At 39.5% G+C, this 686-nt stretch carries 1 protein-coding gene and 1 pseudogene; both read left to right on the forward strand.

Annotation, left to right across the window (positions count from 1 at the left end; translation table 11 throughout):
• Nucleotides 1–346, forward strand: a pseudogene (locus HMPREF2613_RS04980) (autolysin); the annotation flags it as partial.
• Nucleotides 347–500: 154 nt separating this feature from the next.
• Nucleotides 501–686, forward strand: a 186-nt coding sequence (locus HMPREF2613_RS04985; protein ID WP_070479412.1) for a DUF7720 family protein, incomplete at its 3' end; no start/stop codon positions are given.

Consider the following 686-nt stretch of genomic DNA (forward strand, 5'->3'; position numbering starts at 1 on the left):
TGTCTGGTATTACTTCGACAACTCAGGCTACATGTTAGCAGAACGTTGGAAAAAGCACACAGACGGTCATTGGTATTGGTTTGATAAATCAGGTGCCATGGCAACAGGTTGGAAGAAGATCGCTGAAAGCTGGTACTATTTCGATGTAGAAGGTGCTATGCAGACGGGTTGGGTCAAGTACAAAGATACTTGGTACTACCTTGATAGCAAGGACGGAAACATGGTATCAAATGCCTTTATCCAATCCGCAGATGGCACAGGCTGGTACTACCTCAAACCAGACGGTAGCATGGCAGATAAGCCAGAGTTTACTGTTGAGCCTAACGGGCTCATTACTACAAAATAAATAGAAAGGAAACTTTCTAAATTGTTCTTTCACCGCAGGCCCAGGCTTGCGGTTTTTTGTTTGCTCTGAAAGTACTTTCTGAATTAAAAAAAGTAATGATTTTTTCACTACTTTTTTATTTTTTTACGAATAGATAAGTAAGGAGGAAGAAAATATGAACATTTTGAAGATTGAACTAGCAAATGTAGAGCAGACAGACTTAGGTTTTGAGCACTGGGTAGCAGTGACGTACAGCTTACCTTTTTTGAAAAATGAATACACGGTCAAGCTGTTATTATTCATGGAATGCAAGATAGAGGACCAAGAGGTTATTGAGTATCTAGTATCAACTTGGAAGTAT

The sequence above is a fragment of the Streptococcus sp. HMSC070B10 genome (genome assembly GCF_001808665.1).
Taxonomy (GTDB): domain Bacteria; phylum Bacillota; class Bacilli; order Lactobacillales; family Streptococcaceae; genus Streptococcus.